Annotated in this window: 15 protein-coding genes; 8 read left to right on the top strand and 7 right to left on the bottom strand. The window is 71.9% G+C overall.

Annotated elements, in window-relative coordinates; genetic code table 11:
- Nucleotides 1–19: 19 nt before the first annotated feature.
- Nucleotides 20–943 (bottom strand): rhomboid family intramembrane serine protease, encoded by a 924-nt coding sequence (locus ACFVH0_RS11135; RefSeq protein WP_385819299.1) that lies wholly within the window; start codon nucleotides 941–943, stop codon nucleotides 20–22.
- A gap of 141 nt (nucleotides 944–1,084) precedes the next feature.
- Between ACFVH0_RS11135 and ACFVH0_RS11130 the strand changes: the two genes are divergently transcribed.
- From ACFVH0_RS11130 to ACFVH0_RS11120, 3 genes are all read left to right on the top strand, one after another.
- On the top strand, nucleotides 1,085–1,831 hold the full coding sequence (locus ACFVH0_RS11130; RefSeq protein WP_385819298.1) for a vWA domain-containing protein: 747 nt from the start codon (nucleotides 1,085–1,087) through the stop codon (nucleotides 1,829–1,831).
- Nucleotides 1,828–2,391 (top strand): HutD family protein, encoded by a 564-nt coding sequence (locus ACFVH0_RS11125; protein WP_385819297.1) that lies wholly within the window; start codon nucleotides 1,828–1,830, stop codon nucleotides 2,389–2,391. The genes ACFVH0_RS11130 and ACFVH0_RS11125 overlap by 4 nt, the downstream gene beginning before the upstream one ends.
- Before the next feature lie 85 nt (nucleotides 2,392–2,476).
- On the top strand, nucleotides 2,477–2,983 hold the full coding sequence (locus ACFVH0_RS11120) for a pyridoxamine 5'-phosphate oxidase family protein (protein WP_385819296.1): 507 nt from the start codon (nucleotides 2,477–2,479) through the stop codon (nucleotides 2,981–2,983).
- On the opposite strand, the gene ACFVH0_RS11115 is transcribed toward ACFVH0_RS11120, so the two are convergent.
- Genes ACFVH0_RS11115 through ACFVH0_RS11105 form a run of 3 tightly spaced genes read right to left on the bottom strand, consistent with a single transcriptional unit; the run spans nucleotide 2,963 to nucleotide 5,996 of the window.
- On the bottom strand, nucleotides 2,963–3,979 hold the full coding sequence (locus tag ACFVH0_RS11115) for an acyl-CoA dehydrogenase family protein (RefSeq protein WP_385819295.1): 1,017 nt from the start codon (nucleotides 3,977–3,979) through the stop codon (nucleotides 2,963–2,965). The genes ACFVH0_RS11120 and ACFVH0_RS11115 overlap by 21 nt on opposite strands.
- Entirely contained in the window at nucleotides 3,979–5,124 is a 1,146-nt protein-coding gene (locus ACFVH0_RS11110; RefSeq protein ID WP_385819294.1) for an acyl-CoA dehydrogenase family protein, read from the bottom strand. The genes ACFVH0_RS11115 and ACFVH0_RS11110 overlap by 1 nt, the downstream gene beginning before the upstream one ends.
- The gene (locus tag ACFVH0_RS11105; protein WP_385819293.1) at nucleotides 5,124–5,996 is read right to left on the bottom strand and encodes an enoyl-CoA hydratase; all 873 of its coding nucleotides are present in this window, start codon (nucleotides 5,994–5,996) and stop codon (nucleotides 5,124–5,126) included. Before ACFVH0_RS11105 ends, ACFVH0_RS11110 begins: the two co-directional genes overlap by 1 nt.
- Nucleotides 5,997–6,089: 93 nt before the next feature.
- On the opposite strand from ACFVH0_RS11105, the gene ACFVH0_RS11100 reads away from it, so the two are divergent.
- The 5 genes from ACFVH0_RS11100 to ACFVH0_RS11080 all read left to right on the top strand — a co-directional run bounded on the left by ACFVH0_RS11100 (nucleotide 6,090) and on the right by ACFVH0_RS11080 (nucleotide 11,137).
- Nucleotides 6,090–6,872, top strand: a complete 783-nt coding sequence (locus ACFVH0_RS11100; protein WP_385819292.1) for an SDR family oxidoreductase — start codon at nucleotides 6,090–6,092, stop codon at nucleotides 6,870–6,872.
- A 55-nt stretch (nucleotides 6,873–6,927) separates the two neighbouring features.
- Nucleotides 6,928–7,539 carry a TetR/AcrR family transcriptional regulator gene (locus ACFVH0_RS11095; protein WP_385819291.1) on the top strand — a complete coding sequence of 204 codons (612 nt, stop codon included), beginning with the start codon at nucleotides 6,928–6,930 and terminating at the stop codon, nucleotides 7,537–7,539.
- Nucleotides 7,540–7,570: 31 nt separating this feature from the next.
- Entirely contained in the window at nucleotides 7,571–8,728 is a 1,158-nt protein-coding gene (locus ACFVH0_RS11090) for an acetyl-CoA C-acetyltransferase (RefSeq protein ID WP_385819290.1), read from the top strand.
- Nucleotides 8,729–9,063: 335 nt separating this feature from the next.
- Complete coding sequence (locus ACFVH0_RS11085; RefSeq protein WP_003969786.1) at nucleotides 9,064–9,267, top strand: cold-shock protein; 204 nt, start codon at nucleotides 9,064–9,066, stop codon at nucleotides 9,265–9,267.
- A gap of 199 nt (nucleotides 9,268–9,466) precedes the next feature.
- Nucleotides 9,467–11,137 (top strand): DEAD/DEAH box helicase, encoded by a 1,671-nt coding sequence (locus ACFVH0_RS11080; RefSeq protein WP_385819289.1) that lies wholly within the window; start codon nucleotides 9,467–9,469, stop codon nucleotides 11,135–11,137.
- Between the two features lie 158 nt (nucleotides 11,138–11,295).
- Here the strand turns inward: ACFVH0_RS11080 and ACFVH0_RS11075 are convergent, their stop codons facing one another.
- From ACFVH0_RS11075 to ACFVH0_RS11065, 3 genes are read right to left on the bottom strand one after another with little or no spacing between them, the layout of a single operon-like run.
- Nucleotides 11,296–12,366, bottom strand: coding sequence for an NAD(P)H-dependent flavin oxidoreductase (locus ACFVH0_RS11075; RefSeq protein WP_385819288.1), 1,071 nt, complete (start codon nucleotides 12,364–12,366; stop codon nucleotides 11,296–11,298).
- Entirely contained in the window at nucleotides 12,366–13,127 is a 762-nt protein-coding gene (locus ACFVH0_RS11070; RefSeq protein WP_385819287.1) for a CoA-transferase subunit beta, read from the bottom strand. The genes ACFVH0_RS11075 and ACFVH0_RS11070 overlap by 1 nt, the downstream gene beginning before the upstream one ends.
- Nucleotides 13,124–13,993, bottom strand: coding sequence for a CoA transferase subunit A (locus ACFVH0_RS11065; protein ID WP_385819286.1), 870 nt, complete (start codon nucleotides 13,991–13,993; stop codon nucleotides 13,124–13,126). The genes ACFVH0_RS11070 and ACFVH0_RS11065 overlap by 4 nt, the downstream gene beginning before the upstream one ends.

Genomic DNA, 13,993 nt, shown 5'->3' with positions numbered 1-13,993 from the left:
CGGTCCGCCCGGCCCCGGCTCAGCCCGTCAGCGCGGAGGTCTTGAGCACCACCAGCAGCACCAGCACGGCGAACAGCACCACACATGCGGCGGCCTGGACCGCCGTACGGCGCTTCGCCGGGGCGTAGGCGTACGCCACGGTGACGATGCCGCCCGTCAGGAGCCCGCCCAAGTGGCCCTGCCACGAGGCGAATCCGGCCGAGATCAGCATCCAGATCAGGAAGCCGGCCATGAACCGGTTGACCGCCCGCATGTCGCGGCCCAGCCGCCGGTTGATGACGTAGAACGCCGCCCCGAGCCCGAAGATCGCACCGGAGGCGCCCACCGTGGCGGTGAACGGCGCGATCAGACAGACCAGGACCGAACCGCCCAGCGCGGACAGCAGATACAGCGCGAGATAACGGGCCCGGCCCAGCTGCTCCTCCACGACCCGGCCCAGGTTCCACAGCGCGTACATGTTGAACAGGATGTGCAGCACCCCGAACGGCAGCGAACCGAGGGACGAGCCGCCCGGCGGCAGATGCAGGAAGGCCCCGGTCAGCAGCCGGTACCACTCGCCGCCCACCACCCCGATCACATCGAAGCCGGGGAAGTCCCCCGCCTCGTAGACGTACTGACCGCCGTCCGGCCCGTTCAGCCCGGCACCGAGCATCGCGAACCGGTCGATGATCCCCGGCCGGATCAACTCGGCCAGGTACGCCGCGACGTTGAGCCCGATCAGTGCATACGTGACGACCGGCACCGCGGTCCGCGACACCGCGCCGCCGAACACGGTCCGCGCCTGCCGGACCGAACGCTGCCCCTCCTTCACACACTCCACGCAGTGGTGGCCGACGGCGGCCTCACGCATGCAGTCGGGGCAGATGAAGCGTTCGCAGCGGGTGCAGCTCACATACGTCTCGTAGGACGGATGGCGATAACAGGTGGTGACCGCGGCCTCCACGGCAGGCTCCTTCACGGGTGGGCGGACACGAGCGGCCGGTGGGGACGGCGGCAGATCAACATAGCGAACACCGCCCGGCCGGGGCATGCCCGGGTGGCCTACGCTCGAAGGCCCCGGCACGTCGAGGATCGGAGACACCCCATGGCCGGCCCGCCCGCCGCCACAACAGGTCCGGCCATCAGCCTCCGCAAGATCGAGGAGAGCGCGCCCGCGCTGGTCAGCCTCTACAAGAGCGCCGCGGTCTCGTTGACCAAGCACCGCATGAGCGGCGAGCGCGCCGCGGTCCATCTGGTGCTCGACTACTCCGGCTCCATGCGGGAGTTCTACAAGGACGGCAGCGTGCAGGCCCTGGCCGACCGGGTGCTCGGGCTCTCGGCCCACCTGGACGACGACGGCCGCGTCCCCCTCGTCCTGTTCTCCACGGAGGTCGACGCCGTCACCGACATCGCCCTGGACAACCACCGCGGCCGGGTCGACGCGATCGTGGCCGGCCTCGGGCACATGGGGAAGACCAGCTACCACCTGGCCATGGACGCCGTCATCGACCACTACCTCGACAGCGGCTCCACCGCGCCCGCGCTCGTCGTCTTCCAGACCGACGGCGGCCCGATCAGCAAGCACGCGGCGGAACGCTATCTCTGCAAGGCGGCGAAACTCCCCCTGTTCTGGCAGTTCATCGGCTTCGGCAACAAGCGGAGCAACCAGTTCGACTTCCTGCGCAAGCTCGACGAACTGGCCGTGCCCGCCAAACGCCCGATAGACAACGCCGGGTTCTTCCACGCCGGACCCGACCCGCGCCAGGTCCCGGACGCCGAGCTGTACGACCGGCTCGTCGCCGAATTCCCGCAGTGGCTGGCCTCGGCCAGGGCCCTGGGGATCGTCGAATGACGGCCCGGGTGCTGCGGGCGGCCGACCGTACGGCCACGCCCTGGAAGAACGGCGGGGGAGTCACCCGGGAGATCGCGGCGTATCCCGAGGGCGCGCCGATGGACGCCTTCGACTGGCGGGTCAGCCTCGCCGAGGTGTCCGAGGACGGGCCGTTCTCCGCCTTCCCCGGCATCGACCGCACCCTGACCGTGGTCGAGGGCGCCGGCATGGACCTCATGGTGGACGGTGAGCACCACATCGTCGACGAGCCGTACTGGCCGCACGACTTCCCCGGCGACCTGGAGACCGAGGGCACCCTGCTCGGCGGCCCGGTCGTGAACCTCAACGTGATGTGCCGCAGGGGGCGGACGAGTGCGGCCGTCGCGGTGGTGCGCGGCACCGTCCGGCTGTCGGCGCCCCCGGGCGGGGCGATGCTGGCCGTCGCGCTGGAGGACGGTGCGGTGCTCGACGGCTCGGATCTCGAACTCGACCGCTACGACGCGCTGTTGACGCGGGACGAATCGGCGGGGGTGCTCCGGACCCACGGGTGGGCGCTGCTGGTCACCCTCTCGCAGGGCTGAGCCGGATGGGCCGAAGGGCGGACGGGCCGGCGCGGGCCGGAGAATCAGGACAGAAGATGTCGGGTATCCACGGTTCCATGGACGCATGACATCGAGTTCCTGGGAAGATTTCCGGTCGGCGGAGCCTGCCTTCGCCGAAACCGTCCGGACCCGCTTCCAGCAGTACAAGCACCACGTCCTGGCGACCCTGCGCAAGGACGGATCGCCTCGCGTGACGGGACTGGAGGTGGATTTCCGCTTCGGTGAACTGTGGCTCGGCATGATGCCGAATTCGCGCAAGGCGCTGGACCTGATGCGCGATCCGCGGTTCGCGGTGCAGGCCAACCCCGGACCGGACGCCGAGATGGCCGACGGCGACGTCCGGATCTCCGGCCGCGCCGTGGAGGTGACCGACCCCGCCGTGCTGGCCCGCTTCATCGAGGAGGTGAAGCCGCCGGAGCCCTTCCACCTCTTCCGGACGGAGCTGACCGAGGTGGTGCACACCGGGCTCGAAGGCGGCGACACCATGGTCATCCAGGCATGGCGCCCCGGTCGTCCGATGCGCTCCTTCCGGAGGGGCAACGACGACGGCTCACTGAGGGAGACCTCCTGACACAGGGGGACCGTCGGCGAGCACCCGCGCCCGGCACGCCCCCGGCGTCCCCCACGCATCGCGCAGGGGGCGTGCCTTCCGCAGCCACAGCGCCAGGTCCAGCTCCTGCGTGTACCCCACCGCACCGTGCAACTGCAGCGCCGCCCCGGCCGCCGCGTACCCCGCCTCGCCCGCCGCCACCTTGGCCGCCGCCACCTGCGCACCGGCGTCCGGCGCGTCCCCCGCCAGCGCGAGCGCCGCCCCGTACAGCAGCGGACGGGCGAACTCCAGCCCGATCAGGGTGTCCGCCAGCCGGTGCTTCACCGCCTGGAAGGAGCCGATGGCCGCACCGAACTGGGTGCGCTGCTTCACGTACCCGACCGTGGACCGCAGCAGTGCCTCACCGGTGCCGAGCGCCTGCGCGGCCGTCGCGAACGCCGCCCACCCGGCCGCCCGCTCCGCGGCCCGGGTCACCCGGGCCCCCGACGCGAGCAGTTCCCCGCCCGGCGCGGGGCGCCACAGCCGCCGGGCCGGATCGGACGACACGCTGAGTGCGCCGGGACCGGGCGCGAGCCGCAGCTCGTCACCCGTCACCGTGAACACCGCGTCCACGGCGTCCGCGTCCAGCGCGTACGGCCCGTGCCCGACCGTCCGGAGCGTCGCCGACGCCGCGCCCGACGCCAGCCGGGGCAGCCACTCCTTGGCCGCCGGACCGCCCACGTCCGCCAGCAGCACCGCGGCCGCGACCGTCTCCACCACCGGCCCCGGCACCGCGTGGCGCCCCAACTCGGTGAAGGCGACCGCGAGTTCGACCGGCAGCGGGCCGACACCCTCGTACGCCTCCGGTACCGCGAGGGCGAAGACGCCCGCCTCCGCCAGCCGCGCCCACAGATCCATGCCGGGGCCGTGGTCCCCGGCGGCCCAGGCCCGGACCACCGAAGGAGTGTCCGAGGCGGTCAGCATCGCGTCCAGCGAGCGGGCGAACTCCCGCTGCTCGTCGTCCAGGAGGAAACGCATCAGCGCCGTCCCTTCGGCAGGCCGAGCAGCCGCTCGGCGATGATGTCGCGCTGGATCTCGTTCGTGCCGGCGTAGATGGGGCCCGCGAGGGAGAAGACGTAACCCTCGGCCCAGTCGGACGTGGCGAGTTCCGCGTCCGGGCCCAGCAGATCGAGCGCGGTCTCGTGCAGCGCGATGTCGTACTCGGACCAGAACACCTTGTTCAGGCTGGACTCCGCGCCGATGGTCGCCCCGGCGGCGAAGCGCGAGGCGTTGGCGGCGGTGAAGAGCTGATAGGCGCGCGCCCCGATCACCGCGTCCGCCACCCGGTCCCGGATCGCCGTGTCCGAGGGGTCGCCATGGGTGCGCCACAGCACGGCCAGCCGGTCGGCGGCGGCCAGGAAGCGGCCGGGGGAGCGGAGCGTCAGCCCCCGCTCGTTGCCCGTTGTCGACATGGCGATACGCCAGCCCTGGCCGGGCTCCCCGATGATGTCCTCGTCCGGTACGAACACCTCGTCCAGGAACAGCTCGGCGAAGGCCGGCTTGCCGTCGAGCCGCCCGATGGGCCGCACCGAGACCCCCGGCGCCGACAGGTCGAACATCAGATACGTCAGCCCGTGGTGCGGCTTGGCCGCCCCGGGATCCGTACGGAAGATGCCGAACGCCCGGTCCGCGAAGGCGGCCCGGGACGACCAGGTCTTCTGCCCCGAGAGCAGCCAGCCGCCGTCCGTGCGCACCGCCCGCGAACGCAGCGACGCCAGGTCCGAGCCCGACTCCGGCTCGGACCAGGCCTGCGCCCAGATCACCTCGCCGCTGGCCATCGACGGCAGGACGCGGGCCCGCTGCTCCTGCGTGGCGTGGTCGAAGAGCGTCGGGGCGAGGAGATTGATGCCGTTCTGCGAGACCCGGCCGGGGCCGCCCGCCGCGTAGTACTCCTCCTCGAAGACCAGCCACCGGAAGATGTCGACGCCCCGGCCGCCGTACTCGGCCGGCCAGGAGACCACCGACCAGCGGTCCGCGTACAGCCGTGCCTCCCACTCCCGGTGCGCGGCGAAGCCCTCGGCGGTCTCCAGCGACGGCAGCGGGGTGGCGGGCACATTGGCCCGCAGCCACCGGCGCGCCTCGTCCCGGAACGCCGCCTCCTGCTCCGTGCCCGACAGATCCATCAGCCGTCCGCCTTCTTCTTCATCGAGGCGATGTCCATGCCGCCGAGCGGATCCGCCGCCGTCTCCGCGTTGTGTGCATGGGCGAGGTGGTGCAGGCCGAAGACGGAGTCCATCCCGGTGTGCATCCCCTGGAGGTCCTCGGCCTGATTGACCGCGCGCTTGGTGAGGGCCAGCCCGAGCCGGGGCATCGCGGCTATCCGCAGTGCCAGTTCATCCGTGCGGCCGGTGAGTTCGCTCCGCTCCACCACCTTGTTCACCATGCCGACCTCGTACGCCCGGCGGGCGCTCATCCGGTCGCCGGTGTACAGGAACTCCTTGGCGATCCGGGGCGGCATCACCCACGGGTGGGCGAAGTATTCGACACCGGGGATGCCCATCCGCACCACCGGATCGGCGAAGAAGGCGTCCTCGCTCGCCACGATCAGGTCGCAGATCCAGGCGAGCATCAGCCCGCCGGCCACACAGGCGCCCTGCACGGAGGCGATGACCGGCTTCGGCAGCTCGCGCCACCGCCTGCACATGCCCAGATAGACCTCCGACTCGCGGGCGAAGCGGCTCTCCGCGCCGGTCTTGTCGGAGTGGTCCCACCACAGGCCCGCCCTGCGCTCGAACGGCAGATGCGCGTCCCGCTCGGGCGTGCCGATGTCATGGCCCGCCGAGAAGTGCTCCCCGGCGCCCGCCAGCACGGCCACCTTGACCTCGGAGTCCTCGGCGGCCCGGTAGAACGCGGCGTCCAGGGCGTAGGTCATGGCCGAGTTCTGGGCGTTGCGGTAGCGCGGGCGGTTCAGCGTGATGTACGCGACCGGGCCGCGGCGCTCGTACAGCACCGGGCCGTCCTGGCCGGCGGCGGAGGGGTCGTGGGCAGAGGGCATCGGCTCATCCTTCCCTAACAAGTGTTTGGTAGGTTAACGTACGGGCACGAGCACCGTCGAGGACCCGCGGGCCGGGACCGAGGAGGTACGGGCGTGAGCGCACCGCAGTACGTATCCGGGCACGGGCTGCTGGCCGGCCGCACCGCCGTCATCACCGCGGCCGCGGGCGCCGGCATCGGCGGCGCCACCGCCCGCAGATTCCTGGAGGAGGGCGCCCGCGTCGTCATCGGCGACGCGCACGCCCGCCGGCTGAAGGAGACCGAGCAGGCGTTCGCCGAGGAGTTCGGTGCGGACCGCGTCGCCTCGCTGCCCTGCGACGTCACCGACGAGGCCCAGGTCCGGGCCCTCTTCGAGCTCGCCGAACGGACCCACGACGGCCTCGACATCGTCGTCAACAACGCCGGGCTCGGCGGTACCGCCGAACTCACCGAGATGACCGACGAACAGTGGTCCAAGGTCCTCGACGTCACTCTGAACGGCACCTTCCGCTGCACCCGGGCCGCGCTGCGCTCGCTCCGGGCGGCGGGCCGCGGCGGCATCGTCGTCAACAACGCCTCCGTCGTCGGCTGGCGCGCCCAGAGCGGCCAGGCCCACTACGCCGCCGCGAAGGCGGGTGTCATGGCGCTCACCCGGTGCGCGGCGATCGAGGCCGCCGAGTACGGCGTACGCGTCAACGCCGTCGCGCCCAGCCTCGCCATGCACCCGCACCTGGTGAAGGTCACCTCCGCCGAACTCCTCGACGAACTGACCGCGAAGGAGGCCTTCGGCCGGTACGCCGAGCCGTGGGAGGTCGCCAACGTCATCGTCTTCCTCGCCAGCGACTACTCCTCGTACCTGACCGGCGAGGTCGTCTCCGTCAGCAGTCAGCGGGCCTGACCGTGCGACGGCCCGGGACACCCCCGGCAGCGGCGGACGGGCGGAGAATGGCCGGGTGCCTACCAAGAAGAAGCCCCAGGTGACCCCCTCGCCCGAGCGGCGCCGCGAACTGCTCGCCACCGCCGCCGAGGTCTTCGCCGCCCAGGGATACAACGCCACCACCGTCCGCAAGATCGCGGACGCGGCCGGGATGCTCGCGGGCAGCCTCTACTACCACTTCGATTCCAAGGAATCGATGCTCGACGAGATCCTCTCGACCTTCCTCACCGAACTCTGGGAGGGGTACGACACGGTCCTCGCCGCCGAACTGGCCCCCAGGCAGACCATCGAGGCGCTCGTCACCGAGTCCTTCCGGGAGATCGACCGGCACCGCGCCGCCGTCGCCATCTACCAGAAGGAGGCCAGGCATCTGGCCGACCAGCCGCGCTTCCAGTACCTCGCCGACTCCCAGCAGAAGTTCGAGAAGGCCTGGCTCGGCACGCTGGAACGCGGCGTCGCCGACCACAGCTTCCGCGCCGATCTGGACATCCGCCTCACCTACCGCTTCGTCCGCGACACGGTCTGGGTCGCGGCGTCCTGGTACCGGCCGGGCGGACTGCACAGCCCCGAGGAGATCGCCCGCCAGTACCTCTCGATGGTCCTGGACGGCATCGCCCTCGACACCTGACCCCACCCGCGCTCACCAAGGAGCAGCAGTCATGGCCGAGGCATACATAGTCGAAGCGGTACGCACCCCGGTCGGCCGGCGCGGGGGCGGCCTCGGCGCCGTCCACCCCGCCGACCTCGGCGCCCATGTCCTCAAGGCCCTCGTCGAGCGGACCGGAGTCGACCCGGCGGCCGTCGAGGACGTGGTCTTCGGCTGCCTGGACACCGTCGGACCCCAGGCCGGCGACATCGCCCGCACCTGCTGGCTGGCGGCCGGACTGCCCGAGGAGGTCCCCGGCGTGACCGTCGACCGCCAGTGCGGCTCCTCCCAGCAGGCCCTGCACTTCGCCGCCCAGGGCGTCCTCTCCGGCACCCAGGACCTGGTCGTCGCGGGCGGCGCCCAGTCCATGACACAGATCCCCATCGCCTTCGCCTCCCGCCAGGCCGCCGAGCCCCTCGGACTGACCGAGGGCCCGTACGCGGGCAGCGAGGGCTGGCGCGCCCGGTACGGCGACGCCCCGGTCAACCAGTTCCACGGCGCCCAGCTGATCGCCGAGAAGTGGGACATCAGCCGCCGCGACATGGAGGAGTTCGCGCTCCGCTCCCACCGGCGCGCGATCCGCGCCATCGACGAGGGGCGCTTCGCCCGCGAGACCGTCGCCCTCGCGGGCGTCACCACCGACGAGGGGCCGCGCCGCGACACCACCCTGGAGAAGATGGCGGGGCTGAAGCCGGTCCTGGACGGCGGCACGATCACCGCCGCGTGCTCCTCGCAGATCTCCGACGGCGCCGCCGCCCTGCTCATCGCCTCCGAGCGCGCCGTGGCCGAGCACGGCCTCACCCCGCGCGCCCGCGTCCACCACCTCTCGGTGCGCGGCGAGGACCCGATCCGCATGCTGTCGGCACCGATCCCGGCCACCGCGTACGCGCTCAAGAAAGCCGGAATGACCATCGACGACATGGACCTGGTCGAGATCAACGAGGCATTCGCCCCCGTTGTCCTGGCCTGGCTGAAGGAGACCGGGGCCGACCCCGAACGGGTCAACGTCAACGGCGGCGGGATCGCCCTCGGTCACCCGCTCGGCGCAACCGGTGCGAAATTGATGACGACCCTGCTGCACGAACTGGAACGCACCGGCGGCCGCTACGGCCTCCAGACCATGTGCGAGGGCGGCGGCCAGGCGAACGTGACGATCATCGAACGGCTCTGACCGCCGGCCCGCCCGAACACGGCCGCCGGGCCGTCGCGACACCAGTCGCGACAAGGATTCCGGCGGCCTTTCCGGTCACTCCCGGCCAGTTACCGCAAGGGCCCGGACCCAAACCCGCCGACCGGCCACGCGGCGTGTTCCCACCGCTCGCCGACGGAACGTGCTACGGTTGCCGAGTTGCAGTTTTGGTACCCATGAACTTTATGTGCGCCTGACGGGAATGCTTCCTCAGGCGCATTATTGTTTTCCGGCTTTCTCCGGATGGGGCTCAATGCGGCGACTTGAAATTCGTAAAGTGCGGATTTCCGGCACTGCACCTCTTTTAGGAGAATGACATGGCTACTGGAACCGTGAAGTGGTTCAACTCGGAAAAGGGCTTCGGCTTCATCGAGCAGGACGGCGGCGGCGCCGACGTCTTCGCCCACTACTCCAACATCGCCACCTCGGGCTTCCGTGAGCTCCAGGAGGGCCAGAAGGTCTCCTTCGACGTCACGCAGGGCCAGAAGGGCCCGCAGGCGGAGAACATCGTCCCGGCCTAATCGCCGGACGCGTACCTCGCAGCCGGGGCCCGCACCTTCACGGTGCGGGCCCCGGTTTGTGCTGTCCCCGGGACCTGTCGGAACAGGCGCGCCCGCCCACGGCGCCCGCCCCGGCCGCCCCATGCAGTTCCCCGCAGTCCCACGCAGTTCTCAGGAATCCCCAGGACTCCTCAGGAATCCCCCAGGAGGGCAATTCCGTATGACCCGCTCCGAACGCCAGGACCGACCCGCCCGCAACCGCCCGTCGAGGGGGCGCGGCACGGCCCCGGCAAAGGCAACCGCTAAGGGTTCCGGCAAGGGATCCGGCAAGGCGTCGCCCCGTCGCAGGGCCACGCCGCCGCAGGGTGAGTTCGCCCTGCCCGAAACCATGACCCCCGCACTGCCCGCCGTAGCGGCGTTCGCCGAGCTGGACATGCCCGCAGCCCTGCTGAAGACCCTTGCCGCGCAGGGCGTCACCGATCCGTTCCCGATCCAGGGCGCCACCCTGCCGAACTCGCTCGCCGGCCGGGACATCCTCGGCCGAGGCCGTACCGGCTCCGGCAAGACCCTTGCCTTCGGCCTCGCCCTGCTGGCCCGCACCGCGGGCCGGCGCGCCGAGCCGAAGGCCCCGCTGGCGCTCGTCCTGGTCCCGACCCGCGAGCTGGCCCAGCAGGTCACCGACGCGCTGACGCCGTACGCGACGTCCGTGAACCTGCGCCTGGCCACCGTCGTCGGCGGCATGTCGATCACCAAGCAGTCCGGCACGCTGCGCCGCGGCGCCGAGGTGCTCGTCGCCACGCCGGGACGGCTGAAGGACCTCATCGAGCGTGGCGACTGCCGTCTCGACCAGGTCGCCATCACCGTCCTCGACGAGGCCGACCAGATGGCCGACATGGGCTTCATGCCGCAGGTCGTCGCCCTGCTCAAGCAGGTCGAGCCGGACGGCCAGCGGATGCTGTTCTCCGCGACGCTCGACAAGAACATCGACCGGCTGGTCAAGATGTTCCTGACCGACCCGGTCGTGCACTCCGTCGACCCGTCCGCCGGCGCCGTCACCACCATGGAGCACCACGTGCTCCATGTGATCGACGAGACCGACAAGAAGGCCGTCGCCACGAGGATCGCCGCCCGTGAGGGCCGGGTGATCATGTTCGTGGACACCAAGCGTGCCGCCGACCGGTTCGCCAAGCGGCTGCTCGCCAGCGGCGTACGGGCCGCCGCCCTGCACGGCGGGCGCTCGCAGCCGCAGCGCAACCGGACCCTGGACCAGTTCAAGAACGGCCAGGTCACCGCCCTGGTCGCGACCAACGTGGCGGCCCGTGGCATCCACGTCGACGACCTCGACCTGGTCGTGAACGTGGATCCGCCGACCGATCACAAGGACTACCTCCACCGGGGCGGGCGCACTGCGCGCGCCGGGGAGTCCGGCAGTGTCGTCACGCTGGTGCTGCCCGAGGAGAAGCGGGACATGACCCGGCTGATGGCCGACGCGGGCATCGCCCCGCAGACCACCCGGATCAAGTCCAGCGACGCGGAGCTCACCCGGATCACCGGGGCCCGCGAGCCGTCGGGCATCGCGATCGTCATCGAGGCCCCCCAGCCGACCCCGCCGAAGCAGCGCACGCGCTCGGGCGGGGCCTCGGCGGGCGGAACCGGCTTCCGCTCGGGCAGCCGGGGCCGTGGCCGCCGCGGTGGCGCCGGACAGGGCGGCGGCGAGACCCGCGGCACGGGCGGCGCTGCGCGCAGCGCCGGTACGGGCGGCTCCGCGCGCAGCGCGGGTGCGGGCTCGGGCGGTGGCCGCGGCAACGGTGAGCCGCGCGGCGCGGGTGTCGGGCGCTCCGGTGCCGGACGCGGCGGTGCGGCGGCGGGCCGTGGCCGCAGGGCCGCGTAGTCGCAGGGACGTACGGCCGTGCAGCCGTGGGGACGCGTGGCCGCGCAGCCGTAGGGCCGCGGGGCCGTGCAGCCGTGGGGACGCGCGGCCGTAGAAGGACGCGTGGCCCCAGGGACACGTAACGGACAAGGCGGCGCCCGGAGAGATCCGGGCGCCGCCTACGCGTCCGCGCCCTCCGCCCGCTGCGCGCGGATCACCGTGCCCAGTGCCTCGTGGGCCTCGGCCATCACCCGTTCCACCAGCTCCGCGCAGCTCGGCAGGTCCTCGATCAGGCCCGCCACCTGGCCCGAGGCCATCACCCCCAGGTCCGTCCGGCCGTCCACCATGGACGCCTTCAGGAGCATCGGCGTGTTGGCCGCCAGCAGGACCTGGCTCCACGACAGGTCCTTGCCGTGCTTCATCGCCAGGCCGTCGCGCACCATCCGGGACCAGCTCGTCCCGGAGATCCGCCGGAAGCCCGCCGCCCGGCGCACCGCCTGGGCCAGGGCCCGGACCCGGCCCGCGTTCTCCAGCGCCGCGACCATCTCCGTACGCAGCATCCGGTGCGGGAGCCCGTCCACCGCCCTGGTGACCGTGATGTCCTTGACGCCCGCCGCGAGATACCGGGCCTTCACCGCGTCCGGCACGGTCGAGTCCGACGTCAGCAGGAACCGCGTGCCCATCGCGATGCCCGCCGCCCCGTACGCCAGCGCCGCGACCAGGCCCCGGCCGTCGCGGAAGCCGCCCGCCGCGATCACCGGGATGTCCACCGCGTCGGCCACCTGGGGCAGCAGCACGGTGGTCGCCACCTCACCGGTGTGCCCGCCGCCCTCGCCGCCCTGCACGATCACCGCGTCCGCGCCCCACGCCGCGACCTTCTCGGCATGGCGTCTGGCGCCGACCGACGGGATCACGACCACCCCCGCGTCCTTCAGTTCGGCGATGAGCTCCTTCGAGGGGGCCAGCGCGAAGGACGCCACCGGTACGCCCTCGTCGATGATGATCCGTACCCGCTCGCCCGCGTCGCCCGCGTCGGCACGCAGATTGACGCCGAACGGCTCGTCCGTACGGGATTTGACCTCCCGTACCGCCGCCCGCAGCTGCTGGGTGGTCATCGTCGCGGAGGCCAGGACGCCCAGTGCGCCGGCGCGGGCCGTGGCGGAGACCAGGCGGGGGCCCGCCACCCAGCCCATGCCGGTCTGGACGATGGGATGGCGGACGCCGACCAGCTCCGTGAGCGCCGTCCGCATCAGACCCTGACCTCGCGGTTCCGGGTGCCGTTCGGGTCGATGACCTCGCGGATCAGGGCCAGTTCCTCGGCGGTCGGTTCCCGGGTGTACGGGACGTCGTCCGGGACCGTGAGCGCGAAACCGGTGGCCTCGCGGACCTGGTCGACGGTGACGCCGGGGTGCACCGAGGCCAGCCGCATCGAACGGTCCGGGGTCGCGAAGTCGAAGACGCCGAGATCGCTCACCACACGCGGGATGCGGTGGTAGCGGGTCGCCGACGGACCGGCCGCCGCGGCGCTGTCGTGCCCGACCCCGCAGATCATGTCGACGCGCTCGACGAATACCCGGGTGGAATGCCTGGGGATCCAGTAACTGACCGGATTGTTCAGGGTGTTGACCGGCGCGCCGCGCACGCCGAGCAGTTGGCGGGAGGGCTGTTCCCAGTCACCGATGCAGGAGATGTTCTGGTTGCCGAACCGGTCGATCTGGCTCGCCCCCATCATCACGTGGCGCCTGCCACCGGTGACCATGGTGAGGTGTTGGCGGTAGGGCAGCCAGCCCTCCGTCGTGCCGTCCGGGGCGACGAGCAGCGCCTCGCCGTCGGTGAGCAGCAGATCGGGCGAGAAGGTGCGTCTGGCGAGCCGCGCGCCGATGGACGGGACGAGGCCCATCGGGCTGGCGAGCACCTCGCCGTTGTCGCGCCAGGCGTCGGCACAGGCGATCACGCAGTGCTCGGCCCGGGTGACGGCGGTCGGGTTCGCGGTCGCGTTCTCCGTGGTCATTTCTGCTCCTCGTGCCAGGTCCGGACGGCCGACTGGTAGCCCTTCTCGTCGCCCCCGGCGGGCAGGAAGCGCTCACTGAAGGCCGCCCAGGCGTCGGGGTCGGCGGCGGCGGTCGCGTACGCCTTCTGGAACGCCTCGTCGCGCGGGTGGTCGGGCACGCAGGAGGTGAAGTGCGCGCCGTTCGGGGTCTCGACGACACCGGTGACGGAGTGCCGCCTGACGAGGAGGGTCTGCGGGGCGGCGTTCCCGGTCAGTTCGGCCGTCTCCACGAGGCGTTCGCAGGACACGTACGCGGCGTCCGCGGCCTCGCAGAACAGGTCGTCGAAGTACGGGTCGGGGCCGAGGTACTGGCCGTTGCCGAACCGGTCGGCGCGGTTCAGGTGGACCAGCGCGGCGTCCATCCGCAGCGCGGGCATCGCGACGAACTCCTCGCCGTCCGGGTACGGCGAAGTCACCTTGCGCAGGCCCGGGTTGACCCGCATCACGTCGGAGCCGATGCCGGCCCGCACGGGGAGGAACGGCAGCCGGTTCGCGGCGGCGTGCAGCCCCCACATGAACATGGCCTCGTCGATCTCCATCAGTTCGAACGCGCCGCGCTGGCGGGCCGCCCTGAAGTGAGGTTCGAGCGGGATCGAGTCGAGGGTGACGAAGGCCGCCACCAGTTTCCGGATCCTGCCGGCCGCGGCGAGCAGCCCCACGTCGGGGCCGCCGTACGAGATCACGGTGAGGTCGGTGACCTCGGAGCGGAGCAGCGCCCGCACCAGCGCCATGGGTTTGCGGCGCGAGCCCCAGCCGCCGATGCCGATCGTCATCCCGCTGCTGAGCCGGGAGACGACGTCGTCGGCCGTCATGGTCTTGTCGGTCAT

The sequence above is a fragment of the Streptomyces sp. NPDC127117 genome (genome assembly GCF_042677325.1).
GTDB lineage: Bacteria > Actinomycetota > Actinomycetes > Streptomycetales > Streptomycetaceae > Streptomyces.
The sequence above is the reverse complement of the archived record's forward strand: the minus strand, read 5'-3'. Positions and strand labels throughout refer to the sequence as shown.

What these genes read in the sequence shown, in the direction of transcription:
- ACFVH0_RS11080 (WP_385819289.1), top strand. Translation starts at nt 9,467, where the DNA reads ATGACCCGCTCCGAACGCCAGGACCGACCCGCCCGCAACCGCCCGTCG.
- ACFVH0_RS11115 (WP_385819295.1), bottom strand. Translation starts at nt 3,979, where the DNA reads ATGCGTTTCCTCCTGGACGACGAGCAGCGGGAGTTCGCCCGCTCGCTG.
- ACFVH0_RS11110 (WP_385819294.1), bottom strand. Translation starts at nt 5,124, where the DNA reads ATGGATCTGTCGGGCACGGAGCAGGAGGCGGCGTTCCGGGACGAGGCG.
- ACFVH0_RS11105 (WP_385819293.1), bottom strand. Translation starts at nt 5,996, where the DNA reads ATGCCCTCTGCCCACGACCCCTCCGCCGCCGGCCAGGACGGCCCGGTG.
- ACFVH0_RS11070 (WP_385819287.1), bottom strand. Translation starts at nt 13,127, where the DNA reads ATGACCACGGAGAACGCGACCGCGAACCCGACCGCCGTCACCCGGGCC.
- ACFVH0_RS11075 (WP_385819288.1), bottom strand. Translation starts at nt 12,366, where the DNA reads ATGCGGACGGCGCTCACGGAGCTGGTCGGCGTCCGCCATCCCATCGTC.
- ACFVH0_RS11120 (WP_385819296.1), top strand. Translation starts at nt 2,477, where the DNA reads ATGACATCGAGTTCCTGGGAAGATTTCCGGTCGGCGGAGCCTGCCTTC.
- ACFVH0_RS11065 (WP_385819286.1), bottom strand. Translation starts at nt 13,993, where the DNA reads ATGACCGACAAGACCATGACGGCCGACGACGTCGTCTCCCGGCTCAGC.
- ACFVH0_RS11090 (WP_385819290.1), top strand. Translation starts at nt 7,571, where the DNA reads ATGGCCGAGGCATACATAGTCGAAGCGGTACGCACCCCGGTCGGCCGG.
- ACFVH0_RS11125 (WP_385819297.1), top strand. Translation starts at nt 1,828, where the DNA reads ATGACGGCCCGGGTGCTGCGGGCGGCCGACCGTACGGCCACGCCCTGG.
- ACFVH0_RS11085 (WP_003969786.1), top strand. Translation starts at nt 9,064, where the DNA reads ATGGCTACTGGAACCGTGAAGTGGTTCAACTCGGAAAAGGGCTTCGGC.
- ACFVH0_RS11130 (WP_385819298.1), top strand. Translation starts at nt 1,085, where the DNA reads ATGGCCGGCCCGCCCGCCGCCACAACAGGTCCGGCCATCAGCCTCCGC.